This is a genomic window from Pseudomonas sp. AP3_22 TE3818, assembly GCF_053628995.1.
This window is the reverse complement of record NZ_JBRJHL010000001.1, coordinates 301010-324307: the sequence shown is the minus strand read 5'-3', so window position 1 is coordinate 324307 and position 23298 is coordinate 301010. Positions and strand designations below refer to the sequence as shown.

Annotated in this window: 21 protein-coding genes and 1 pseudogene; 5 read left to right on the top strand and 17 right to left on the bottom strand. The window is 61.5% G+C overall.

Going from position 1 to position 23298, the window contains the following annotated elements:
- Positions 1-45: 45 nt before the first annotated feature.
- Together ppk1 and hemB are read right to left on the bottom strand one after the other, a co-directional pair.
- Positions 46-2268: a polyphosphate kinase 1 gene (ppk1, locus tag AB7M25_RS01580; protein ID WP_454236917.1), complete on the bottom strand. Its 2223-nt coding sequence runs from the start codon at positions 2266-2268 to the stop codon at positions 46-48.
- Between the two features lie 18 nt (positions 2269-2286).
- Positions 2287-3300, bottom strand: coding sequence for a porphobilinogen synthase (hemB, locus tag AB7M25_RS01575; protein WP_007978864.1), 1014 nt, complete (start codon positions 3298-3300; stop codon positions 2287-2289).
- 207 nt (positions 3301-3507) lie between these two features.
- Here hemB and AB7M25_RS01570 point away from each other — a divergent pair, with 207 nt between their 5' ends.
- On the top strand, positions 3508-4140 hold the full coding sequence (locus tag AB7M25_RS01570) for a DedA family protein (protein ID WP_104450239.1): 633 nt from the start codon (positions 3508-3510) through the stop codon (positions 4138-4140).
- Here AB7M25_RS01570 and AB7M25_RS01565 read toward each other — a convergent pair.
- Positions 4121-5356, bottom strand: coding sequence for a sterol desaturase family protein (locus AB7M25_RS01565; RefSeq protein ID WP_454236916.1), 1236 nt, complete (start codon positions 5354-5356; stop codon positions 4121-4123). The two genes, AB7M25_RS01570 and AB7M25_RS01565, sit on opposite strands and share 20 nt — an antisense overlap.
- A gap of 115 nt (positions 5357-5471) precedes the next feature.
- On the opposite strand from AB7M25_RS01565, the gene elbB reads away from it, so the two are divergent.
- Entirely contained in the window at positions 5472-6140 is a 669-nt protein-coding gene (gene elbB, locus AB7M25_RS01560) for an isoprenoid biosynthesis glyoxalase ElbB (RefSeq protein ID WP_454236915.1), read from the top strand.
- A gap of 116 nt (positions 6141-6256) precedes the next feature.
- Here elbB and AB7M25_RS01555 read toward each other — a convergent pair whose 3' ends face one another.
- From AB7M25_RS01555 to AB7M25_RS01535, 5 genes are all read right to left on the bottom strand, one after another.
- Positions 6257-6712, bottom strand: a complete 456-nt coding sequence (locus AB7M25_RS01555; protein ID WP_429387118.1) for a YaiI/YqxD family protein — start codon at positions 6710-6712, stop codon at positions 6257-6259.
- A gap of 112 nt (positions 6713-6824) precedes the next feature.
- The gene (locus AB7M25_RS01550; RefSeq protein WP_454236914.1) at positions 6825-8723 is read right to left on the bottom strand and encodes an FTR1 family protein; all 1899 of its coding nucleotides are present in this window, start codon (positions 8721-8723) and stop codon (positions 6825-6827) included.
- 158 nt (positions 8724-8881) lie between these two features.
- Positions 8882-9514: a homoserine/homoserine lactone efflux protein gene (gene rhtB / locus AB7M25_RS01545; RefSeq protein ID WP_007998964.1), complete on the bottom strand. Its 633-nt coding sequence runs from the start codon at positions 9512-9514 to the stop codon at positions 8882-8884.
- 226 nt (positions 9515-9740) lie between these two features.
- A complete protein-coding gene (locus AB7M25_RS01540; protein ID WP_007978849.1) occupies positions 9741-10322 on the bottom strand; it encodes a mechanosensitive ion channel family protein in 582 nt (193 codons plus the stop codon).
- On the bottom strand, positions 10322-12232 hold the full coding sequence (locus AB7M25_RS01535) for an ATP-binding cassette domain-containing protein (protein WP_104450245.1): 1911 nt from the start codon (positions 12230-12232) through the stop codon (positions 10322-10324). Before AB7M25_RS01535 ends, AB7M25_RS01540 begins: the two co-directional genes overlap by 1 nt.
- 50 nt (positions 12233-12282) lie before the next feature.
- On the opposite strand from AB7M25_RS01535, the gene AB7M25_RS01530 reads away from it, so the two are divergent.
- Positions 12283-12747, top strand: coding sequence for a TIGR02444 family protein (locus tag AB7M25_RS01530; protein WP_258682911.1), 465 nt, complete (start codon positions 12283-12285; stop codon positions 12745-12747).
- On the opposite strand, the gene AB7M25_RS01525 is transcribed toward AB7M25_RS01530, so the two are convergent.
- On the bottom strand, positions 12744-13931 hold the full coding sequence (locus AB7M25_RS01525; RefSeq protein WP_429560962.1) for an AlgP family protein: 1188 nt from the start codon (positions 13929-13931) through the stop codon (positions 12744-12746). The genes AB7M25_RS01530 and AB7M25_RS01525 overlap by 4 nt on opposite strands.
- A gap of 192 nt (positions 13932-14123) precedes the next feature.
- Here AB7M25_RS01525 and AB7M25_RS01520 point away from each other — a divergent pair, with 192 nt between their 5' ends.
- Positions 14124-14789, top strand: coding sequence for an FKBP-type peptidyl-prolyl cis-trans isomerase (locus AB7M25_RS01520; protein WP_429387107.1), 666 nt, complete (start codon positions 14124-14126; stop codon positions 14787-14789).
- 60 nt (positions 14790-14849) lie between these two features.
- Here AB7M25_RS01520 and AB7M25_RS01515 read toward each other — a convergent pair whose 3' ends face one another.
- From AB7M25_RS01515 to AB7M25_RS01480, 8 genes and pseudogenes are all read right to left on the bottom strand, one after another.
- Complete coding sequence (locus AB7M25_RS01515; RefSeq protein ID WP_015097328.1) at positions 14850-15308, bottom strand: Rsd/AlgQ family anti-sigma factor; 459 nt, start codon at positions 15306-15308, stop codon at positions 14850-14852.
- A 177-nt stretch (positions 15309-15485) separates the two neighbouring features.
- Complete coding sequence (locus AB7M25_RS01510) at positions 15486-16037, bottom strand: disulfide bond formation protein B (RefSeq protein WP_429517486.1); 552 nt, start codon at positions 16035-16037, stop codon at positions 15486-15488.
- A gap of 263 nt (positions 16038-16300) precedes the next feature.
- Positions 16301-17539 (bottom strand): heme biosynthesis HemY N-terminal domain-containing protein, encoded by a 1239-nt coding sequence (locus AB7M25_RS01505; RefSeq protein ID WP_454236913.1) that lies wholly within the window; start codon positions 17537-17539, stop codon positions 16301-16303.
- Positions 17536-18699: a uroporphyrinogen-III C-methyltransferase gene (locus tag AB7M25_RS01500; protein WP_258682915.1), complete on the bottom strand. Its 1164-nt coding sequence runs from the start codon at positions 18697-18699 to the stop codon at positions 17536-17538. The genes AB7M25_RS01505 and AB7M25_RS01500 overlap by 4 nt, the downstream gene beginning before the upstream one ends.
- A 16-nt stretch (positions 18700-18715) precedes the next feature.
- Positions 18716-19483 (bottom strand): uroporphyrinogen-III synthase, encoded by a 768-nt coding sequence (locus tag AB7M25_RS01495; protein WP_454236912.1) that lies wholly within the window; start codon positions 19481-19483, stop codon positions 18716-18718.
- Positions 19480-20421: a hydroxymethylbilane synthase gene (gene hemC / locus AB7M25_RS01490; RefSeq protein ID WP_429517483.1), complete on the bottom strand. Its 942-nt coding sequence runs from the start codon at positions 20419-20421 to the stop codon at positions 19480-19482. The genes AB7M25_RS01495 and hemC overlap by 4 nt, the downstream gene beginning before the upstream one ends.
- Before the next feature lie 138 nt (positions 20422-20559).
- Positions 20560-21306, bottom strand: a complete 747-nt coding sequence (locus tag AB7M25_RS01485) for a LytR/AlgR family response regulator transcription factor (protein WP_454236911.1) — start codon at positions 21304-21306, stop codon at positions 20560-20562.
- Positions 21303-21425, bottom strand: a pseudogene (locus AB7M25_RS01480) (sensor histidine kinase); the annotation flags it as partial. The pseudogene AB7M25_RS01480 and the gene AB7M25_RS01485, both read right to left, overlap by 4 nt.
- Positions 21426-21828: 403 nt before the next feature.
- Here AB7M25_RS01480 and argH point away from each other — a divergent pair.
- Positions 21829-23223, top strand: a complete 1395-nt coding sequence (gene argH, locus AB7M25_RS01475; RefSeq protein ID WP_007978825.1) for an argininosuccinate lyase — start codon at positions 21829-21831, stop codon at positions 23221-23223.
- Positions 23224-23298 lie beyond the last annotated feature (75 nt).

The following is a 23298-nucleotide window of genomic DNA, read 5'->3' as shown; positions in this document are numbered from 1 at the left end:
AAATGGCGATCCGCAGGAATCGCCATTTTTTGTTTCCGGTTTGGGTTAGCGCACGGCCAGGATCGGACTCCCCAACCGCTCCAGCAATGTCGCCTGGGCGCTGCGCGGGTTCTGGTTGCCGGTCGGTGTGTTACGGATGTAACGACCGTCCGACTGCAGGCTCCAGCTGTGGGTGTTATCGGTCAGATACAGCTCCAGCTCTTTCTTGACCCGCATGATCAGCTTCTTGCCTTCCACCGGGAAGCAAGTCTCGACGCGCTTGTCGAGGTTGCGTTCCATCCAGTCGGCACTGGACAGGAACATCTGCTCGTCGCCGCCGTTGAGGAAGTAGAAGACCCGGGTGTGCTCCAGGAAACGACCGATGATCGAACGCACATGGATGTTGTGGGAAACCCCGGCGATGCCCGGCCGCAGGCAGCACATGCCACGCACCACCAGATCGATGCGCACGCCTGACTGGCTGGCCTTGTACAGCGCGCGGATGATCTTCGGATCGGTCAGCGAGTTGAACTTGGCGATGATGTGCGCCGGTTTGCCGTCGAGGGCGAACTGGGTTTCCCGGGCAATCATGTCGAGCATGCCCTTTTTCAGGGTGAACGGCGCGTGCAACAACTTCTTCATGCGCAGCGTCTTACCCATGCCGATCAACTGGCTGAACAGTTTGCCGACGTCTTCGCACAAGGCGTCGTCGGAGGTCAGCAGGCTGTAGTCGGTGTACAGGCGGGCGTTGCCGGCGTGGTAGTTACCCGTACCGAGGTGCGCGTAACGCACGATCTCGCCCGCTTCGCGACGCAGGATCAGCATCATCTTGGCGTGGGTCTTGAAGCCGACCACGCCGTAGATCACCACCGCACCGGCCGCTTGCAGTCGGCTGGCCAGTTGCAGGTTGGATTCTTCGTCGAACCGCGCACGCAATTCGATCACCGCCGTGACTTCCTTGCCGTTACGCGCCGCATCCACCAGCGCATCGACGATTTCCGAGTTCGCGCCGGAGCGGTACAGCGTCTGGCGCACCGCCAGTACGTGGGGATCCTTGGCAGCCTGGCGCAGCAGGTCGACCACCGGGGTGAACGACTCGAACGGGTGCAGCAACAGGATGTCCTGCTTGCTGATCACACTGAAAATGTTCTCGCTGTTCTGCAGCAGTTTCGGGATCTGCGGGGTGAACGGCAGGTATTGCAGATCGCGCTGGCTGTCCAGGCCGGTGATGCTGAACAGCCGTGTCAGGTTCACCGGACCGTTGACCTGGTACAACTCGGTCTCGCTCAGGTTGAACTGCTTGAGCAGGTAGTCGGACAGGTGTTTCGGGCAAGTGTCGGCCACTTCCAGGCGTACTGCGTCACCGTAGCGACGGGAGAACAGCTCGCCGCGCAAGGCGCGGGCCAGGTCTTCGACGTCTTCGGAGTCCAGCGCGAGGTCGGCGTTGCGGGTCAGGCGGAACTGGTAGCAACCCTTGACCTTCATGCCCTGGAACAGGTCATCGGCGTGAGCGTGGATCATTGACGACAGGAATACATAGTTGTCGCCGGCGCCGCCGACTTCTTCCGGCACCTTGATGATGCGCGGCAGCAGGCGTGGCGCCGGGATGATCGCCAAACCGGAGTCGCGACCGAAGGCGTCGATACCTTCGAGCTCGACGATGAAGTTCAGGCTCTTGTTCACCAGCAAGGGGAACGGGTGCGTCGGGTCGAGGCCGATGGGGGTGATGATCGGTGCAATTTCGTCGCGGAAATAGCGGCGGACCCAAGTCTTGAGCTTGGTCGTCCAATTGCGGCGACGGATGAAGCGGACCTGATGTTTCTCCAGCTCCGGCAACAGAATGTCGTTGAGGATCGCGTACTGACGGTCGACGTGACCGTGTACCAGTTCGCTGATGCGCGCCAACGCCTGATGCGGTTGCAGACCATCGGCGCCCGCCTGTTCACGGGCGAAGGTGATCTGCTTCTTCAGGCCGGCAACGCGAATTTCGAAGAACTCGTCCAGGTTGCTGGAGAAGATCAGCAGAAACTTCAGCCGCTCCAGCAATGGGTAGGACTCGTCCAGCGCCTGCTCCAGCACGCGGATGTTGAACTGCAGTTGCGACAGTTCGCGGTGGATGTACAGGCTACTGTCATCCAGACCGGGAATGGCCACCGCCGGTGCTGCCGCAGCGGTTTCGACGACCGCCGCGGGCGGAGCTGGCTCCAGCTCCGGCGGGGTCTCGTCGACTTGCTCCACCACCGGTTGAGCGTCTTTTACGGCAACTTCAGTGAGTACTTCGGTATTCATCGAATGTTCCTGGGAGGGCTATTTTTGCTCTCGTAACAATTGAGCGGCACGAACGGCAAAGTACGTCAGGATGCCATCGGCGCCTGCACGTTTGAAAGCGGTCAGCGACTCGAGGATAACCCCTTCGCTCAACCAGCCATTCTGGATCGCCGCCATGTGCATGGCGTATTCGCCGCTGACTTGATAGACAAACGTCGGCACTTTGAATTCTTCTTTGACCCGGCACAGGATGTCCAGGTACGGCATGCCTGGCTTGACCATGACCATGTCCGCACCTTCTGACAAGTCCGCCGCGACTTCGTGCAGGGCTTCGTTGCTGTTGGCCGGGTCCATCTGATAGGAGGCCTTGTTGGCCTTGCCCAGGTTCAGCGCCGAACCCACCGCATCGCGGAACGGGCCGTAATAGGCGCTGGCGTACTTGGCCGAGTAGGCCATGATCCGCACGTTGACGTGACCGGCCACTTCAAGGGCTTCGCGGATCGCCTGGATACGCCCGTCCATCATGTCCGATGGGGCCACGACCTGAGCGCCGGCTTCGGCGTGGGACAGGGCCTGCCTGACCAGTGCGTCGACGGTGATGTCGTTCTGCACGTAGCCTTCTTCATCAAGAATGCCGTCCTGGCCGTGGGTGGTGAACGGATCCAGGGCCACGTCGGTGATCACGCCCAGCTCAGGGAATTGCGCACGCAGGGCGCGGGTGGCGCGCTGGGCGATGCCCTCCGGGTTCCAGGCCTCTTCAGCATCCAGAGACTTGAGTTCCGAAGGCGTCACCGGGAACAGCGCCAGCGCCGGAATCCCCAGTTCGACCCACTTGGCCGCCTCTTCCAGCAACAGGTCGATGGTCAGGCGTTCGACGCCCGGCATCGAAGCCACCGCTTCGCGACGGTTTTCACCGTCCAGAACGAACACCGGCAGGATCAGGTCATCGACGGTCAGGACGTTTTCACGGACCAGTCGACGCGAGAAGTCGTCACGACGGTTGCGGCGCAGGCGGGTTGCGGGGAACAGACGGTTGGCGGGGGTAAAGCTCACGGCAGACTCCTGAGCCCGCGCAGACGGGCGAGCGTGACAGTTATAAGTGCCCATTATGACGAACGTATGACAGTTATGTGCACCCTGCGACGTGTAGCCGCATTCCATTGTCGTTGTAGGAAATGTTCACGTCGAGACACATTTGGACACTTTCCTGAATGTGTCCGAAGGGTTAGGCTGCGCGTTCATTTCGCCAGCACCCAGACAATGCTCCAACAATTTCTGCATGACTTCGGCTACTTTGCCCTTTTTCTAGGCACGTTCTTCGAAGGCGAAACCATCCTGGTACTCGCGGGCTTCCTCGCGTTCCGTGGATACATGGACATCAACCTGGTGGTGGTCGTGGCCTTCTTCGGCAGCTATGCCGGCGACCAACTGTGGTATTTCCTGGGACGCAAGCACGGTCGAAAACTGCTGGCGCGCAAGCCGCGCTGGCAAATGATGGGTGACCGGGCGCTGGAGCACATTCGCAAGCACCCGGACATCTGGGTACTGAGCTTCCGCTTCGTTTACGGTTTGCGCACGGTCATGCCGGTGGCGATCGGGCTGTCGGGCTATCCGCCGGGGCGTTACCTGCTGCTCAACGGCATTGGCGCGGCGATCTGGGCCGCCGCCCTGGCGGCGGCTGCGTACCATTTCGGCGCAGTGCTCGAAGGCATGCTCGGCAGTGTGAAGAAGTACGAACTTTGGGTGCTCGGTGCCCTGCTGGTCCTGGGCCTCGTGCTGTGGCTGCGCCGGCGCTTCAAGAATGCCCGCCTGGCCAAGCAGGTCTATGCCGACGAGCAGGCCCTGAAAGCTGCGCGGACCAATACCGAAGACCCTACGACGCCAACCGAGTGATGCGGTTTCTGCAACAGTAGAGACCGATGCCGCTCAACAGGCTGTAACTGAGCAGGCCGACCCAGCCCACGGCGCTGGCCGGCCACAGCCCCACCATCGGGGCCAGCCATGCCAATGGCAGATTCGACGCCAGCCGCACCAGCTCCAGCTTCAACGCCCACGGGCGATTCTCCAGGGCCACGCCCAGCACAAACAGACCGAACGCCACCGCTCCCCAGCCCAGCACCAGGGCGGCGACTGACAGCTTCGGTTCGAGATTCATCAAGTAGCTGCCCAGTGCGATATAGACGCAGAACTGCAATAGGACGTAGCGCTGCTGACGCCCGTCCAGCGGCACCTCGAATTTGCGGAACTGGCTCAAGTCCGGCTTGTTCATCGGGTATCTGGCCGCCACGTCCGCCGGGCGCCAGCCCGTGCGCATGAACCAGATCCGCAGCTTGTCCCAGGTGCTTTCGGCACGCCGCGCATCGACCCACAACTGCGCGTAAAACTGCACGTTCGCCCACACGGGATTCCAGCTCGCCAGCGGCGTGGTCACGCCGAAGATCACCGGCTCGTTGTCGTCTTCTTCCTGGAACGAGCCGAACAGACGGTCCCAAATAATGAACACGCCGCCGTAGTTGCGATCCATGTAGAGAGCGTTCTGTGCATGATGAGCCCGATGATTGGATGGCGTGACAAAAAACCATTCGAACCAGCCAAGCTTGGGGATGTGCCGCGTATGCACCCAGAACTGATACAGCAGGTTCAGCGCCGCAACGCTGACGAATACCAGCAGCGGCACGCCAAACACCGCCATCGGCAGATAGAAGATCCAGCCCAGGAGGAATCCGGTACTGGTCTGGCGCAACGCCGTGGACAGGTTGTAGTCCTCGCTCTGGTGATGCACCGAATGCGCGGCCCAGAGAATGTTGCGCTCGTGGCCCAGGCGATGCAGCCAGTAGTAGCAGAAATCATAGAGGACGAAGGCAAACACCCAGGTCCAGACGCTGTCGGCCGACAATTCGAACAGCGCCAGATGCTTGAAGGCGAACGCGTAGGTCACCAGTCCAATGCCTTTGGTCAGCAGTCCCGTGGTGGTCGACAGCACGCCGGTGCTGATGCTGTTGATCGCGTCAGCCACCCGATAGTTGCTCACCCCGCGCCTGCGGTCGGCCAGCAGCTCGAGGGCGATCAGCACAAAGAAGAACGGCACCGCGTACAGAATGAAGTCCATGACGCGCCCTGATCGGAATCCTGAGGACAAATGCTATGTGTAACCGCGAATTAACCCTATGGCAACGTGTGACAAATTAGTGGACATTTAACGCCATGAATCTGGAGAAAAGCCCATGAGCAAAAAAGTTGCAGTGATCCTTTCCGGTTGTGGCGTGTACGACGGCGCCGAGCTCCACGAGAGCGTCATCACCCTGTTGCGCCTTGATCAACGCGGGGCGCAGGTGCAGTGCTTCGCACCGAACATCGCGCAGTTGCATGTAATCAATCACCTGACCGGCGAAGAAATGCCCGAATCGCGCAACGTGCTGGTCGAGTCGGCGCGGATTGCCCGGGGCAACGTCCAGGACATCCGTGACGCGAACGTCGATGACTTCGACGCGTTGATCGTGCCCGGCGGCTTCGGCTCAGCCAAGAACCTGTCCAACTTCGCCATTGAAGGCGCCGGCTGCACCGTTCAACCGGATGTCCTGGCACTGACCGAAGCCTTTGCCGAGGCCGGCAAGCCGGTGGGATTGATGTGCATTTCCCCTGCCCTGGCGGCCAAGATCTATGGTCCCGGCGTCACCTGCACCATTGGCAATGACACCGACACCGCTGCCGCGATGAACAAGATGGGCGCGACCCATACCGATTGCGCGGTCAGTGACATAGTCGAAGACAAGGCACGCAAACTGGTGAGCACCCCGGCCTACATGCTGGCGCAGTCGATCGGTGAAGTGGCATCGGGGATCAACAAGCTCGTAGACCGCGTACTGGAACTGACCCACGAAAACGACGCCTGACACGATTTTCTGTAGGAGCTGGCTTGCCAGCGATCGCGCCATAACATTCAACGCCGGTGTGGGATGGTCGATCGCTATCGCTGGCAAGCCAGCTCCCACAGGGTTTGTTGCAGGGATCAGCCTTTGCGGGCCAGCCGTGTGAGGATCCGGTCCAGCGCATTGGCGAACGCCTGCTTCTCACGCTCGCCAAACGGCGCTGGCCCACCCCCCATCTGCCCCTGTTCGCGCAAATCGGTGAACAGGTTGCGCACCGCCAGCCGCTCGCCCATGTTCTGCGCGTCAAACTCCTTGCCCCGTGGATCGAGCGCGGCCACTCCTTTCTTGACCAGGCGGTCGGCCAATGGCACATCGCTGCAGATCACCAACTCACCGGGCACCGCGTGTTCCACCAGATAGTCATCCGCCGCATCCGGGCCGCTCGGCACCACGATCAGCTTGACCAGTGCCAGCCCCGGCTTGGTCTGCGGCTGCCCGGCCACCAGCACCACTTCGAACTGGCGCTTGAGGGCGAACTTCACCACCAGATCCTTGGCCGCCCGCGGACAGGCATCGGCATCGATCCATACACGCATTGGTTTTTCCTCTGTTGAAAAGCATCGTCGGAACGCCGCCCGGGGCAAGCCAAGCGCCGCTAAACCTGTGGGAGCGTGGCTTGCCCGCGAAAGTGAGCGAAGCGAATGCCGTTTAAGAAACCTGCACCCGCTGCCTCTCAACCACCCGGCTACGACCATACAACACGACAATCGCAATGATCGCCACGGCCTGAGCACTCAGCGAGTAGGCATCGGCGTGGATCCCCAGCCAGTCAAAGTCAAAGAACGGCACCGGCCGCGTGCCGAAAATCCCGGCTTCCTGCAGCGCTTTCACGCCATGCCCGGCAAACACCACCGACAAGGCGCACAACAGACCCGCGTTGATGCTGAAGAACAGCGCCAGTGGCAACTTCGCCGAACCGCGCAAAATCACCCAGGCCAGGCCGACCAGCAGCACCACCGCCGTGGCCCCACCGGCCAACACGGCGTTGTGCCCTGCGGGACCTGCCTGCAACCACAGGGTTTCGTAGAACAGGATCACTTCGAACAGTTCGCGATACACCGAGAAAAACGCCAGGGTCGCAAAGCCGAAACGCCCACCGCCACCCACCAGGCTGGACTTGATGTAATCCTGCCAGGCCGCCGCATGACGACGGTCATGCATCCACACGCCCAGCCACAGCACCATGACACTGGCGAACAACGCCGTCGCACCTTCCAGCAGTTCGCGCTGCGAACCGCTGACATCAATCACATAGGCTGCCAGCGCCCAGGTGCCCAACCCGGCCAGAAATGCCAACCCCCAACCGACGTTGACGCTGCGCACCGCCGCCTGTTGGCCCGTGTTACGCAGGAAGGCCAGGATCGCCGCCAGCACCAGGATCGCTTCCAGACCTTCGCGCAGCAGAATCAGCAAGCCGGAAATGTAACTCAGCGACCAGCTCAAGCCGTCGCTGCCCAACAAGCCGGCCGAGGCCTTCAACTTGTCCTTGGCCACGTCCAGGCGTTGCTCGACCTCGCTCACCGGCAAGCCGTCCTGCAACGACTGACGGTAGGCCATCAGGGATTTTTCCGTGTCTTTACGCACGTTGGCGTCAATGTTATCCAGCGAGCTCTCGACCAGCTCGAAGCCTTCCAGATACGCCGCTACCGATAAGTCATAAGCCTGATCATGCTCACCGGCACGATACGCCGCGATGCTCTTGTCCAGGGTGGCCGCCGTGTAGTCAAGCAGTTGCGCCGGGCCTCGCTTGACCTGAGGCGGTTGCGCCCGCTGGGCACGGAAGGTCGCGGCGGCTTGCGGGCCTTCGACGACCTGTACTTCGGCCGGGGTCTGCCGAGCGAGGTCGGCGATGTTGTAGGTCTTTTCAGCCTTGGCCGTCGCCGGGTCAACACTGAAGCTGGCGATATAGGTGGCCAGGTCCCAACGCTGACGATCATCCAGTTGGTCCGCGAAGGCCGGCATGTCGGTGCCTTCAATGCCTTGACCAAGGGTACTGTAGATCGCGTAGAGACTCAGGCGGTCCAGCCGTGAGGCATCACGCAGATCGGTCGGCGCTGGGGTCATGCCGACGCCCGCCGGGCCGTCGCCGGCCCCTGTATCGCCATGGCAGACCGAGCAATGCTGAGCGTACAGCGGCGCGCCCCGTACCGGGTCCGGCGTAATGACCGGGGCCTGGCTGACTTCATAGGCCACGGCCAGCTTCGCACCCAGTTGCCGGGCCTGGCGTGCAACTTCGGCACCGTCCTGATGGGCACCAATGGAATTTCCCAGCGCGGCCAGGCTTTGCTCCAGCGCGGCTTTTTCCGGCTTGGCCGGCATGGCTGCAATCAGACTTCCCAGCGTCCTGACCGACTCTTGTTGCGCGCGAAATCCGGACGGGTCCGTGATGCTGCCCCCCTGTACCGTGCCTGGGTAATCCGCGCCGATGTAGTCGAGCAAGTGCAGCGCCTGCGGCGTACCTTCGGCGGAGGCGGCCAGCAGTTGAAAGCTGCACGCAGCCAACAGCGGCAGCAACAGCCAGGCCAGGAAACGGGAGGGGGCAATCATGAATGAATCTCAATTTGAAAAACGAAGTTACATATTGTTATCGCCCAACGGGTTTCGCTCAAGCTTTGTTGATACTTCTTCGTAATTGCATCGGTTTCGGGAACGGCTCCCCAAACGAAAAAGGCGACCAAGGTCGCCTTTTTTTGTCAGTCGCCGTTTTACACGGCGGCTCTGCGCAACGTCGCCATAAACGCCGCCGCCCCGATGAACAGCCCGGCAAATGTCCGGTTCATGCGTTTTTGCTGTTTTGGTGTGCGCAGCAGACGCAGCACTTTGGACGCCAGACCGGTGTAGCCGGCCATGACGATCAGGTCGACGCAGACCATGGTCACGCCGATCACCAGGTACTGGATCAGCAGCGGAGCATGGGGGTCGATGAACTGCGGCAGCACCGCCAGCATGAACACCAGCGCCTTGGGGTTGCTGATGTTCACCAGAAAACCACGGAACACCAGGGCCATCGGCTTGCCGATCTGGCGCACCGCCGCGTCATCGCTCATGTCGCTGGGCAGCGCACGCCATTGCTTGATCGCGAGGTAGACCAGGTACGCCACGCCAAACCATTTGATGGCGTAGAAGGCCGTGGCCGACGCGGTGAGAATGGCGCCGACACCGGCACCGACGATGGCGATCTGCAAAGCCAGGCCCAGTTGCAGGCCCAAGGCGTTCCAGTAGCCGCGCCAGAAACCGTATTGCAGGCCGCTGGACATCGACGCAATGGCGCCGGCACCGGGGGACAGGCTGATCACCCAGCAGGCGGCAAAAAACGCCAGCCATGTTTGAAGCTCCATTGCACACCTCGACTCGGACTCGTGACAGATGTCTAAGCTAATGCGGCTTTGATTGGATGACTACCGATTTTTTGTAGGACATGGCGACGGCCGACCAGCGTTCAGTGCTTGAGGGCCCTTTCGCGAGCAAGCCCGCTCCCACATCAGACCGATGTCGCTAATAAGAACGCGATCACCTGTGGGAGCGGGCTTGCTCGCGAAAGCGTTGTATCAGGCAGCAGAAGGTTTACTTTTCAAACCCGCTGGAAGGAAACACATCCGTCCCGCGCCAGCGCCGCACCGAACGCTGGAAGAACAAACTGTTGGGCACCTGCACCATGGCGCTGCCGGTTCCGACTTCTTCGGCCTCGAGCAACGTGGTGTAAAGAAGATTGATCGCCACCACCCGACCTTTGACGCCGGGCTTGTCGGTGGTGTCCACCAACTCGACCACGTCACCTATGCGGAACGGGCCGACGGTAAAGATCAGGATCGCGCACAGCAGGTTCGAGAGCACGCTCCACATGGCAAAAAACGCCACCGCCGCGACGGCGACGAAACCGGACAACGCAGTCCAGAGGACCGTGGCCGATACACCGAGTCGCTCGAGGACGAAAATCAGCGCGCTGCCCATGATCAGCCAGCGCAAGCCGCCCCGCAGCGGCATCATCAATTGCGGCGGAAACGGGTAACGCTCACCGAGACGGGTCAGGCCTTTGGCGACGAAGCGCTGGGTGAAGTAGCCGGCGAGCAGGATCAGCAGGATTTGCACGCCGAGCCAGATCGGCTCGACCCACACCGCCGGCAACGGCAGCTTGAAGGCGTCCATCAGGACAGCGCCTCCAACTCCGCCTGCATGCTTTCCAGCAATTCCAGGGCTTCCATCCACGCTTCTTCCAGCTCTGCTTCACGCACTTTCAGCTTGGCCTGCTCGGCCAGCAGGTCACGCAATTCGTTCTTGCGCGCCGGCTCGTAGATGTCGCTGTCGCCAAGGCTGGTATCGACCTTCGCCAGTTTTTCATGGAGCTTGCCCAGTTCGGCTTCGAGCTTGTCAGCCTCACGCTTGTGTGGGGCCAGTTGCTGACGCAACGCCGCTGCAGCCTGACGCTGGGCTTTCTTGTCGGTCTTGTCCGGATTGACCGGGGTGCTGCTGACCGGGGCATTGCGCTGGCGATACTCCACCAGCCAGCGGGTGTAGTCCTCCAGGTCGCCGTCGAACTCTTCGACCTTGCCATCCGCCACCAGATAGAAGTTGTCGGTGGTGCTTTTGAGCAAATGACGATCGTGAGAGACCACCAGTACCGCACCACTGAACTCCTGCAGGGCCATGGTCAGCGCCAGGCGCATTTCCAGGTCCAGGTGGTTGGTCGGTTCGTCGAGCAGCAACAGGTTCGGCCGGTCCCAGGCAATCAATGCCAGGGCCAGGCGCGCTTTCTCGCCACCGGAGAAATTCAGCACCGGCTCGTCGATCCGCGCGCCACGGAAGTCGAAACCGCCGAGGAAGTCGCGCAGGGTCTGTTCGCGCTCGGTCGGTGCCAGGCGTTGCAAGTGCAGCAACGGGCTGGCCTTGGAGTCCAGAGAGTCGAGCTGATGTTGAGCGAAGTAACCGACCACGGTGTTCTCGCCACGGGTCAAGCGACCGGCCAATGGCGAGAGCTCACCGGCAAGGTTCTTGATCAGGGTCGATTTACCGGCGCCGTTAGGGCCGAGCAGGCCGATGCGCGCACCCGGGGTCAGTTGCAGCTTGACCTTCTCCAGCACGGTTTTGTCGCCGTAACCCAGGCGGGCATCGGACAGGTCGATCAGCGGGCTGGAAATTTTCTGCGATTCGCGGAAGACGAAGTCGAACGGCGAATCGACATGGGCAGCGGTCAGCTCTTCCATCCGCTCCAGGGCCTTGATCCGGCTCTGGGCCTGACGGGCCTTGGTAGCCTGGGCCTTGAAGCGGGCGATGTAGCTTTCCATGTGCGCACGTTGCGCCTGCTGCTTCTCGTACGCTTGCTGTTGCTGGGCCAGGCGTTCGGCACGGGCGCGCTCGAAGGCGCTGTAGCCACCGCGGTAAAGGGTGATCTTGCGCTGATCGACGTGGGCCACGTGGTCGACCACGGCATCGAGGAAGTCCCGGTCGTGGGAGATCAGCATCAGGGTGCCCGGATAGCTCTTGAGCCATTCCTCAAGCCAGATGATGGCGTCGAGGTCCAGGTGGTTGGTCGGTTCGTCGAGCAGCAGCAGGTCCGATGGGCACATCAAGGCCTGCGCCAGGTTCAGACGCATCCGCCAGCCACCGGAGAAGTCTCCGACCTGACGATCCATCTGCTCGTTGGTGAACCCAAGACCGGCCAGCAACTTGCGCGCCCGGGCGTCGGCGGTATAACCGTCGGCGCTGTCGAGTTCCGAATGCAGGCGGGCCTGTGCGGCACCGTCATGGGCCGCTTCGGCTGCCGCCAGGTCGCGTTGCACCTGGCGCAGGCGCAAGTCGCCATCGAGCACGTAGTCGACCGCCAGGCGTTCGAGGGTGTCGACCTCCTGGCGCATGTGGGCGATACGCCAGTCGGCCGGCAGAAAGCAATCACCCGAGTCCGGGTGCAGTTCGCCCCGAAGCAAGGCGAACAGGCTCGATTTGCCGGCGCCGTTGGCACCGATGAGGCCGGCTTTCTGGCCGGCGTGCAGGGTCAGCTCGGCGTCTTCTAGCAGACGTTGCGGGCCACGCTGTAAAGTCAGGTTCTGAAGTCGAATCATAATGGCGGCGGAGTCTACCAGCTTCGCTCGCAACTGGCGCGAGTAGCACTATGTCCTCTGACCTGTGGAGCTTTTCCCTGACCACTTACGCCCGTCCCGGTGTTGAGCAGGCATGCCTGCAATTGCAGTCGGCGGGGGTCAATGTGTGTCTGCTGCTGTGTGGTGCGTGGTTGGGACAACGAGGCGTGGCCTGCGATGAGCAGCGCTTGCAGCTACTGCGCAGTGTGGCCGCCTCGTGGGACATCGATGTCGTGCGGCCGTTGCGCACCTTGCGCACACAGTGGAAAGCCGCGGCCACGGAAGACGTCGACTTGCAGACCTTGCGTGAACAAGTGAAGGCACTCGAGCTGGAAGCCGAACGGCATCTGTTGTTGCGGCTGGAGAGAGCGGCGCAGAGTTGGCCGCAAAATGCCGAGACCGATCTGGCGGCCTGGCTGGAAGGTGCGACGGCCGAGGCCGCCCACCTGCACCGCGACGCGCTGCATCAGCTGCGCGTCGCGGTAACCGGCACTTAGGAAGCGCTGGTTGGGGTGGTTGCTGCGATCGATGCGGCGGCCGGCGTTGGCGCTGGCGTAGCTGTCGAGGTGGCTGCTGCCAAAGCAGACGTTGCTACCGGAGCCGGGTTGGCTGGCTTGGCAGCCGGTGCGGTGGCTGGCTTTGCAACCGGAGCGGTGGCTGGCTTGGCGGCAACCGGCTTCTTCACAGCAGGTTTGGCTGCGGGTTTTGCAGCAGGTTTTGCAGCAGCTGGTTTAGCAGCTGGTTTGGCCGCTGCTGGCTTGGCGGCAACGGCTGGTTTTGCTGCAGCTGGTTTGGCGGCTGGTTTAGCAGCAGGTTTGGCAGCCGCTTTTACAGCAGGTTTTGCCGCTGGCTTGGCTGCTGGTTTAGCGGCCGGTTTTGCAGCGACAGGTTTTGCAGCCGGCTTGGCAGCAGGTTTCGCAGCAGCGGTGCGGGCAGCTGGTTTAGCGGCCGGTTTTGCAGCTGGTTTTGCAGCTGGTTTTGCCGCCGATTTAGCGGCTGGTTTAGCGGCTGCGGTTTTAGCCACGGCTGGTTTGGCAGCAGCGGTTCTTGCGGCGGCAGGTCGTGCAGCGGCTGGTTTGGCAGCCGTGGTTTTAGCCGCAGGTTTTGCAGCGCTGGCAGCGGCCGGTTTTCTCGCTGCAGGTTTTGCAGCAGGTTTGGCTGCGGCGGTTTTAGCTACCGGTTTGGCAGCGGCCGGTTTTGCAGCAGCAGGCTTGGCCGGTGCTTTTGCAGCAGCCGGTTTGGCAGCGGCTTTCTTCGCAGGTGCCGCAGCAGGCTTGGCCGAACGCAGGGACAACACCTTGCCGACAGCCTCTTGTACACGACCGACACCCTGGGCCAGTTTCAGGCTTTCCTGGGCATCGCGCTTGAGTTGCAGAATGTAGCCGCGGGTTTCCGATTGACGATCCTTGAGGGCATCGAGCAGTTCCTCAAGATCGGTCACTGCGCCCTTGGCCTTGGCTTGCGCCTTGGCTTTTCCGGCCGCCGCAGCGTCCTGCAATTTGGTGCGGGACTTGTGCAGTTTTTCTTGCGCTTTTCCACGCTGCTTTTCCAGTTTGGCGAGCAGTTTTTCAGCATCAGCCAAGGCTTCGGAACAAGCGGTTTCCAGATGCTCGAGCAGGCTGCCCGAGAGTTGTTGGAGCAGGTGCAACGGAGTGTTTACTGGCTTCTTGGTGGCCGACATGATTTACCTCCTGGCTGAAGTGAGTGCGGCTCATACTAGACCTCTGCTGCAACCGCCGCTAGGGCATGTTGACACTATCGAAAGCGTTGTGTTGCAAAGGACTGAAAAACTTCTGCGTCGACGTGAAAGCAGTTCACCGTTGCGCGCATTCTCGCTGGCATAATCGCCCGCAATTCAGGTCGGAGAGTGCCCATGTCGCGCTGCCTTTTTTTATCGCTGTGCGTGTTTTTTTCGATCGCCCAGGCCGCCGAAACAACACCGGAAAATGAAGCCCACGATCTCGCTTACAGCCTGGGTGCGAGCCTTGGCGAACGCTTGCGCCAGGAGGCTCCCGACCTGCAACTCCAGGCACTGGTCGAGGGATTGCAACAAGCCTATCAGGGCAAGCCGCTGGCGCTGAAAGACGAGCAGATCCAGCAGATATTGACCGAGCATGAAGCGCGGATTGCCATGCAGTCGGCCGAGCCGCAAAGTGAATTGGCACTGGAAAAGGAACAGCGCTTTCTTGCCACCGAGAAAGCCAGACCCGGCGTGCGCGAACTGGCTGACGGCGTGCTGCTGACCGAGTTGACGCCGGGCGCTGGCGCCAAGGCAGGACCCAACGGCAAGGTGCAGGTGCTGTACATCGGTCGCTTGCCCGACGGCACGGTGTTCGATCAGAACAGTCAGCCTCAATGGTTCAGTCTCGACAGCGTGATCGCCGGATGGCGCAGCGCATTGCAAAACATGCCGGTCGGGGCGAAATGGCGACTGGTGATTCCCTCGGCCCAGGCCTATGGCGCCGAGGGTGCCGGTGACGTGATCGCACCGTTCACACCACTGGTGTTTGAAATCGAATTGCGCGGTGCCACTGGCTGACGACACAAACGAAAAACGGCGTGCCTCGGCACGCCGTTTCGGGATCTTGCAGAAAGCGCTTCAGGCCTGAACCGAATCGGCTTCCTTGTGGGCCGTGTGCAACACTTCGATCAGGCAGTCTTCCAGCTCGAAGCGTTCATGCAGCAGGCCACCCAGTTCCTTGAATTTCTCGGCGACGCATTTGCCTTCATCGCACAGGTCATTGAACGCGAGCAGCTTCTCTGTGATGACGTCGATGCGCGGGTAGATCGTCTCGGCGAGTTCCAGGCCACGCGTGTCGTTGAAGGCCTTGGCCTCCCCCGTCAGTTGCTCGTAGATCTCGAAGTGCCCGGCCGAAACATAATCGACCAGCACGCCGCAGAACTCCTGCAAAGGCTTGCGGTTCTCACCCAACGCCTCAGGCTTTGCGCCAAGAGCGTCATAGGCCCCGATCAGTTCGTGTCGTTCCTGCAACCAGCGATCGATCAGCAGGTGCACTCCACCCCAGCGTTCCTGAGCATTCTGACAACTTTCGAGCATGGTGATCTCTCTTCCCTTGTGGGTCAGCTGCTCTATGCCCGCTCGCCTCTTGTAACATCGGTGGGCGGTCAGGCTGAGCGTCATCGAGCAACATAATTCCAATGACACGTGCGGGCCAGATTATGCCCGCACGTCACTGGCTTCAAGGTACGCAGGCGATAAAGTTCATACAAGTGTTTAATCGCCGGCAAAGACCCGGTGCGACGACTCGTCGCTGAGCGGTCGCTGATAGCTGATCCAGACCAGTCGCAACGACTGGTAAACGGCCAGAATCATCATCGCGACGAAGAACAGCAGGCTCCACTCCGTGAGACTCAGGTCGAACAGCGTCCAGGAAATTTCCACACAATCGACAGCGCCCTTGAACACTTGCTGCAGGATGGAGAGCAGCGCAGAACCGGCGAACATATCCGCCAGATGGGTGGAGCACGCCGCTGCCTGTTCCATCGGAAGGCTTTGCAACAGAACCTGCCGCCACGCCGTGACAGTGCCGGCCAGGCTGCATCCAAGACTGAGCAGCCAATACAGAACGGTTCCGATGCGACCTGGACCATGGACCGAAGCCATCAGGCAGACACCGGTCAGGAGCGCCAGACAAAACCGCTGCACCAGACACAAGCCGCAAGGCCTCAGGCCGACCGCATATTCCAGGTAGTAGGAAACGCCCAACGCCAGGGCACCCGCAATGAAAGCCATGAAAAACAAGGAGCGTGAGCAGGCCAAAGACATGGCTTATCCGTAAAAGTAGTGACAGGCCGTTACGGTAGAGGAAAGCGCGGCGGCCTTTCAAGGCAGGCGCCCACGGAGACTTCAGCAGAAGTGTAGGGAAATCCCGACACAGACGAGAGGATAAAAAGTAGTCCTCTGTAGGACTTTGCCTGCGACGAGAATGGGTAACCGAGTTTCAGCGAATCCTCTCACTGCGACGAGGGCGATTGCTGCCTCGCCGCAGTCCATCACACAGACGCCGGAGCCTGGCCCCAGCGAATGGGTCAAGCGCGCACTGGCACAGGCAGAGGGGCAGCGAGCAAGCGCTCATCCAGCAATCCCAGGCCTTCCTGAAACAGCTGGTTGCTGCGCTCGGTATCGCCCATTTGCGCCAACAGCCGCGCCAGTTCCGCACAGGCTTCCGGATTGCGTTGTACACGCAGGCTGCTTTCCAGATAGTCCCGGGCCTTGCCCCACAAACTGTTTTGCAGGCACAGACGACCCAGTGTCAGCAGCAGGCCAGGATCGGTCGGATGGTCCTTGAGCCAGCCTTCAGCGGCCTGCAACTGGCGGGCCGGATCATTGCCGCGCACCAGCCCGTAGAGACGAGCCAGATGACTGTCGTAGCTGCGCTTGAGCGCGGTGCGCAGGACGTCCTCGGCTTCGACCTGAGCCCCCAATTGCCGCAGTTGCTCGGCATAGGCGAGCACCAGTTGCGGCTCCTGGCGTTGCGCCGAGGTCAGTTGCTGCCAGGCACGTTCGAGCGCTTGCTGCCCCACCGCTCCGCCTTCTTCCCGTTGCGCCGCCAGAGACAGGTTCGCCCCCCAGGCCCGACGCTCCAGTTCGGTGAGTTCGGCCGCCGGCAGAACCTTGTCCTTGCGCAGTTCCGGCAGCAGGCGAATCACTGCCGACCAGTCACCACGTTGTTGAAGCAGACGCTGCAACTGACGCAGGGTCTGTGCGTTATGAGGATGGCGCTCACGCATGGCTTGCAAGGTGGCGAGGGCGCCGTCGGTATCACCGCGGTCGGTCTGCAACTGGGCGTGATTCAAGGCGATCGCCAACTCGGCCTGAGGCTGACGCTCCAGGGCGCGCTCCAGCAAGTTGTCGCTTTCTTCGTAATTGCCTTGTTCGTTTGCGGCACGGGCCGCACCCAGGTAGTAAAGCAACGGCTGGCGCTCGGCCTCGGCAGCCCGATGCAAGTGACGTTGCGCGCTGGCCCAGCGCCCCTCGGCCAGGTCCAGTTGACCGTGCTCGATCGCCACCTGCACCCGACGGCTGCGGTTACGCCGCGACCACGGGTTGACCACCCCGCTGGAAGCCATCACCAGTTCGACCAGCGCCTTGATACCCCAGATCACCAGCCACAGCACAGCCACCAGCGCCAAAGTAGCCCACAGGCTCGACTCATAGCGGAAGGTCTTGTAGGCAATCAGCACATAACCGGAATGTTCGGCAATCGCCAGCCCCAGCGCAGCGGTAGCGGCGATCGCGAGGAACACGATCACATAGAGGCGCTTCATGGCGTGGCCTCCGGCGCGGTGTTCGCGGCAGGCCTGGCCATTGGCTTGACCGAATCTTCGGCGTTGACGTTGCGCCGTTCCAGGTACCCCTGCACTGCACTCAGAGTGCCGGTCATGTCCGGGGTGACTACGGTGACAGGTTGCCTGCTCAACTCGGCGACCTGCTCAAGCATGACTTTGCTTTGCGAGTTGTCCGGGTTGAAGTTGCCCTTGAGGATGTCCCGCGCTTCGTCCAGCACTTGGGAGTACACCGCGGCCTGACCATTGAGTGCGGCCCACTGTGCCTGCTCCAGCGCCAGGCTCAGGGCCAGGCGTACCTGACTCAGGCTCTGGCCGGCCAGCAATGGACGAACGTTTTTATCGGCATTGAAATCGATACGGATGTAGCGCGAAATCTGATCCCACCATTGCGCCCAGCGACTGGCACCGTCGCCATCGGCAGTCAGGCCCAGCAGCGAATCGCCACGGTCCTTGTACTCCGGTGCCAGCTCGGTGAGGCTGGCCACTTGATCGCGCAGTGCGCCCAGACGCAGAAACAGCCCGGTGCGGTCCGGTTGTTCGGTACTGCGCAAGGCAATCAGGGTCTTGGCCACCTGCTCGCGCGCGGCAAAGGAGCCCGGATCGTTCTGCTCACGCAGTATCTCGTCGGCACCCTGGACCAGTGCCTGGGCGCTGCTGATGTCCTGCAAGGCCGACAGTCGCAGGCTGGCCAGACGCAGCAAGTGCTCGGCCTCGGCCAGACGCCAGTCCTTGCGACTGGCGCCGAGTACGGTTTCCAGACGCTGGTTCAAACGCTGCTGATCACCTTGCAGCTGGATCACCAGGCGACTGCGTGCTTCCAGCTCATCGGCAGCCGGCAATTGTGCCAGGCGTGCGCTCAGGCGCTCCTCATTGAGCTTGAGGTTCTGCGCCTGGTCATTCAACGCCTGTACCTGGCTCAACTGCTGCTGATTGTTGGCCTGCAGGTGACGCACCTGCCAGACACCCCAGCCGCCCACCGCGACACCGGCCGCGCCCAGCAACAGTGCGAGGATTGCCAGACCATTGCCTCTACGCTGCTCGGCAGCTGGTGACGGCGGCGGCATTTCTTCTAGAGGAGCATCAACAGGTGCATCAAGCACCGGTCGCGAGTCATCTTTAGGCAAGGCTGTTTCGCTCACGTATCCATCCTTTGCATCAGAAAACGGGTACGGGTTGCTCCCGTAACGCCGTCAGCAAGGCCGCGGCACTCGCGCCACGACAATCCACAACTGTTTTGGCCCCGGCGGCATGCGCCAGCTCGGCAACCCTGGGGCTTGGTACAAACAACGGCAACCGCGCCAACTGCGGCCAGGCATCGCCGGCCAATTGATGCAGGTGCTCAAAACCTTGTCCACTGCTGACCACCAGCCCGTTCAGGCGTTCCGCCTGGATCCGTTGCGGCAGCACTTGCGGCGGGTAAATCGGCATTGCCCGGCGGTACAGCTCCAGATACTCGACACTAGCACCAAGCTCACGCAAGCGCTCAGCCAGCAATTCGCGCCCACCCTCCCCGCGCAGGATCAGCACCCGCGCATCGGGTTGTGCGATAGCCTCGCGCAGGCGGGAAAGTTCGAGCAAGGCCTCACTGTCATCACCCTCTGCCGGGAAGCTCACGTCCAATCCGTGAGACTGGAGGATCTGCGCTGTCGCCGCGCCGACGCTGAACCACTTCACAGCGGGCGGCGCTGGCCGAAACCGCTCGAGCAGTTCGACGCCGATCCGGGCGGCAGGCTTGCTGACCACGATGATTGCGCAGAACTTTTCCAGCGTCTGAACCACCTGGCGCATTGTGTCAGTCGCCGCAATCGGCACGATGTCCAAAAGCGGCAGACTGCTGCTGAAAATCCCCTGTCCGGCCAAAAAACTGCCCAGCGCCGCCGCCTCATCGGCGGGACGCGTCAGCAGCAAGCGCCAGCCGGTCACTCGTGACCTGCCTCGCCATAGACCGCTTTGAGAATGGCGTCGGCACCCTGGCTCAGAAGGTCTTCAGCGACACGCACACCCAGTGCCTCGGCATCGCCGCGAGGGGCACGGGCTTGTGCGCTGAGCAGCAGGCCACCCGCTGGATCGCCCACCAGTCCGCGCAACCAGAGCTGCTCACCCTCCAGCACGGCGTAGCAGGCAATCGGTACCTGGCAACCGCCATTGAGGTGCTTGTTGAGGGCACGTTCGGCGGTCACGCGGGTGGCGGTGTCCTGGTGATGCAGGGGCGCCAGCAGCGCATGGATTTCATTGTCGGCGCTGCGGCATTCGATACCCACCGCGCCCTGGCCACCGGCCGGAAGGCTGTCGTCGACACTGATGGCCGAAGTGATGCGGTCTTCAAAACCCAGTCGGATCAGGCCGGCAGCGGCAAGGATGATGGCGTCGTATTCACCGGCATCGAGCTTGGCCAGGCGCGTGTTGACGTTGCCGCGCAGGAAGCGGATTTCCAGATCAGGGCGGCGGGTCAGCAATTGCGCCTGGCGACGCAGGCTGGAGGTGCCGACGATGCTGCCCTGAGGTAACTCATCCAGGCTGGTGAAGGTGTTGGAAACGAAGGCGTCGCGCGGATCTTCCCGTTCGCAAATGCAGTACAGGCCAAGACCTTCGGGGAAGTCCATCGGCACGTCCTTCATGGAGTGCACGGCGATGTCGGCTTCATTGTCCAACAGCGCGGTTTCGAGTTCCTTGACGAACAGGCCCTTGCCGCCGATTTTCGACAGCGGAGAGTCAAGCAGCTTGTCACCACGACTGACCATGGGGACGAGAGTCACCACCAGGCCCGGGTGAGCCGCTTCAAGGCGGGCTTTGACGTATTCGGCCTGCCACAGGGCGAGTGCGCTTTTGCGGGTGGCGATGCGGATTTCGCGAGAGGACATGGATCAATCCGTACTGAATAGATACGACGGATAATAACAGCTCAGCCAAATCCACTTTGACTTGTATCAGATACTACTCGGCCTCCCTGGCCCCGGATGTCCGGCAATCGGGTGTGAAATTCGCCTGCGCACAGCTGTTTAGAGCTGTTGCATCATCTTGCGCACGCCAGCCACATGGCGCCGGCTGACGATCAGCGCATCACCATTGAGGCCTTTGAGGAACAGCTGGAAATGCCCCAGGGGTGTGCGTTGCAGTCGCTCGATACGCTCACGGGCGACCAGTGCGTTGCGATGGATACGCACGAAACGGTCACCGAATTCGTCCTCGAGGGCCTTGAGTGGCTCATCGAGCAGTACTTCACCGCTTTCGTGACGCAAGGTTACGTATTTGTGGTCGGCAATGAAGTACACCACCTGATCCAGCGGAATCAGCTCGATCCCTTTACGGGTTCGGGCGCTGATGTGGCTGCGCGGTCCGCTGCCGCTTTCGGCGGCAGGGCGGGTCAGGGCGGCGAGCTGGGCACGATTTGGGCGCTCGGCTCTCTTTAATGCGTCATGTAACTGTTCAGGTCTCACAGGTTTCACCAGATAGCCTACGGCGCTGGCCTGTAAGGCTTCCACGGCAAATTCATCGGGCCCGGCGCAGAACACCACGGCGGGCGGAGTTTCGCGTTCGCATAACCGTGCAGCCACTTGCAGGCCATCGAGGCCGGGCATGCGGATATCAAGCAGCACGATATCCGGCTTGTGGCTGTCGATCAGTGCCAACGCCTCTTCGCCATTCGTGGCACTAGGCTCCAGGACACTGTATCCCTCGAGTTCGCCAACCATTCGGCACAGGCGCTCGCGGGCCAAGGGTTCGTCATCAACGATCAGGACATTCATATTGCGCTGGATTCCTGCGTGAGTCTCGCACAAGGATAGCGTAGACAGGTGAAGTGACGTCCGTCACCGCGATCCACGCTAAGACTAGCCCGAGCGTCAAAAAGTGCCGCTGGTCCGGCGGCTAAATTTTCATCTGCCGGGCGATTGGCGGCCCAGGCCCGCATTGGCGACACATCGCCACAGGGTTTGCTGATATGCAATATGAACACCCCCTCTTCTTATGGTCAGCGTTTGCACCGAGAAGTGCGCTGATCCTACTGTCCAACTGTAGACGGTTGCCGGGACGTTATTGCTCAATTGAAAAATATCGTTGCGCTAATGCAGGAGCGAGCTTGCTCGCGATGAACCTGGCGTCGACGCGTTTATCCAGGAAGTACGCGTTATCGTTAACGCCCATCGCGAGCAAGCTCGCTCCTACACCAAAAAACGTATCGACCAGTGTCAGCGACAGGGTTGGCAACCCTGTTATTATCCGCGCCAGCGTTCCACGCCTTCTTTCTTCAAGCCGATACGAGCGAATTCATGAGCACTGACAAGACCAATCAGTCCTGGGGCGGCCGCTTCAGTGAACCCGTCGACGCCTTCGTCGCCCGCTTCACCGCCTCCGTCACCTTCGACCAGCGCCTGTATCGCCACGACATCATGGGTTCGATCGCCCACGCCACCATGCTGGCCAAGGTCGGCGTGCTGACCGATGCCGAGCGCGACAGCATCATCGATGGCCTGAAGACCATCCAGGGTGAAATCGAGGCCGGCCAGTTCGACTGGCGCATCGACCTTGAAGACGTCCACATGAACATCGAGGCGCGGCTGACCGACCGCATCGGCGTGACCGGTAAAAAACTGCATACCGGCCGCAGCCGTAACGATCAGGTCGCCACCGATATCCGCCTGTGGTTGCGTGACGAAATCGACCTGATCCTGGCCGAAATCACTCGCCTGCAAAAAGGCTTGCTGGAGCAGGCCGAGCGCGAAGCCGCCAGCATCATGCCGGGCTTCACCCACCTGCAGACTGCCCAGCCAGTGACCTTCGGGCACCACATGCTGGCCTGGTTCGAAATGCTCAGCCGCGACTACGAGCGCCTGGTCGACTGCCGCAAGCGTACCAACCGCATGCCGCTGGGCAGCGCGGCGCTGGCCGGCACCACCTATCCGATCGATCGTGAGTACACCGCCCAACTGCTGGGTTTCGACGCGGTTGGCGGCAATTCGCTGGATAACGTCTCCGATCGCGATTTCGCCATCGAATTCTGCTCGGCCGCCAGCATCGCGATGATGCACCTGTCGCGCTTCTCCGAGGAGCTGGTGCTGTGGACCAGCGCGCAATTCCAGTTCATCGACCTGCCCGACCGCTTCTGCACCGGCAGCTCGATCATGCCGCAAAAGAAAAACCCGGACGTGCCGGAGCTGGTGCGCGGCAAGACCGGTCGCGTATTCGGCGCGCTGATGGGCCTGCTGACCCTGATGAAAGGCCAGCCACTGGCCTACAACAAGGACAACCAGGAAGACAAGGAACCGCTGTTCGACGCCGCCGACACCCTGCGCGACTCGCTGCGGGCCTTTGCCGACATGGTGCCGGCGATCAAGCCCAAGCACGCGATGATGCGCGAAGCAGCCCTGCGCGGCTTCTCCACCGCCACCGACCTGGCCGACTACCTGGTGCGGCGCGGCCTGCCATTCCGTGATTGCCACGAAATCGTCGGTCATGCCGTCAAGTACGGCGTGGACAGCGGCAAGGACCTGGCGGAAATGAGCCTGGAAGAACTGCGCAAGTTCAGCGACCAGATCGATCAGGACGTGTTCGCCGTGCTGACCCTCGAAGGCTCGGTCAATGCCCGTAACCACATCGGCGGCACCGCGCCGGCACAGGTGAAGGCTGCTGTCGCTCGCGGTCAGGCACTTCTGGCCAGCCGCTAAATCGTCAAAAGCTTCGCGAGCAAGCCCGCTCCCACATTGGGTTGGGTTCTCACATCAAACCCTGTGGGAGCGGGC